The sequence below is a fragment of the Serratia sp. TSA_130.1 genome, assembly GCF_052691795.1.
The window spans coordinates 1-1,011 of the sequence record NZ_JBQZFS010000015.1; the positions used below are offsets into that span (position 1 = coordinate 1).

Sequence of the window (1,011 nt, forward strand, 5' to 3'; positions counted from 1 at the left end):
CCGCGGCGCCGCGGCGGTGAGCAGGGCGCCGGCGGTTGGCCGGCGTCGTTTTATGGGATTAACCGAACGCTATCGCTGCCCAACGCAACAGCAGCAACGCCAGGCAGATCAGCAGCAGCACCACCACCATTTTACTGAGCTTGTTGCCCATGCGTTTTGTCGCCACGTCGCCCTCTCTTAACTGAAATACCATCCGCCGGCGATGGCGATGAGCAACAGCGTCGCCAACGCGACGCTGTTGAGTAAATCGCTGAAGGTATCGTCAGCATCGAAATCGTCTTGCCGCATGTTGCCGCCTGGCGTTGCCATTGAGTGAATACTGTTCACAGTATGCGCCCGGTAGCGCTGAAGGCACAGCGAAGAACGGTAAAAACTCGTAAAGACGGCGCTGGCATAACGCGCAGTCGCGCTTGTGACGGATGCAGACGGCCGCCAATACGTTGTACTATCCTGTCTGCATTGAGGCATTTTTCCAAAAGGTATAATCATGGCGACGGCAATTCCACAGAAATACGAGCACCTTGAGCGCTGGGCGTTCGGCGATACCGAACAGCAGGCCGATGAAGTGGTCCAATTGATTTTGAACGGCACCAAAACGGCGACCTGCTCCAACCTGGACGGCGAGGGCATCCCACAGGCTGGCGATCGGTTCCTGGTGGTGGACGGCAAGGGAGAGCCGGTCTGCGCGGTTGAGCTGACCGCGGTGGAAATGAAAACGTACGATCAGGTCGATGAAGCGCACGCCTTTGCCGAAGGCGAGGGCGATCGTTCGCTGGCGCATTGGCGCAAAGAGCTGCAGCGCTTCTTCGAAGAGTACGATCTGTTCTCGCCGGACATGACGCTGGTGCTGATGAATTTCAAAGTCGTCGACAAGTTCTAAACTGATGCGCGCCGTTCCCTACGAGTGCCAGTGGGCGAGCCCGGAGATGGCCGCCGATCTGATCGCCGGCCGCGCGACGCTGGCGCAAGACGAGAATTGGGCGCGCAGCGGCGCCCGCGATCGGGCCGCGA

At 59.4% G+C, this 1,011-nt stretch carries 2 protein-coding genes; one reads left to right on the plus strand and one right to left on the minus strand.

What is annotated here, in order from left to right; translation table 11 throughout:
- Positions 1 to 58: 58 nt before the first annotated feature.
- The gene (gene yniD / locus ACUTQY_RS24645; protein WP_016928013.1) at positions 59 to 151 is read right to left on the minus strand and encodes a small membrane protein YniD; all 93 of its coding nucleotides are present in this window, start codon (positions 149 to 151) and stop codon (positions 59 to 61) included.
- A 336-nt stretch (positions 152 to 487) separates the two neighbouring features.
- Between yniD and ACUTQY_RS24650 the strand changes: the two genes are divergently transcribed.
- Positions 488 to 880, plus strand: a complete 393-nt coding sequence (locus ACUTQY_RS24650) for an ASCH domain-containing protein (RefSeq protein ID WP_033638276.1) — start codon at positions 488 to 490, stop codon at positions 878 to 880.
- Positions 881 to 1,011 lie beyond the last annotated feature (131 nt).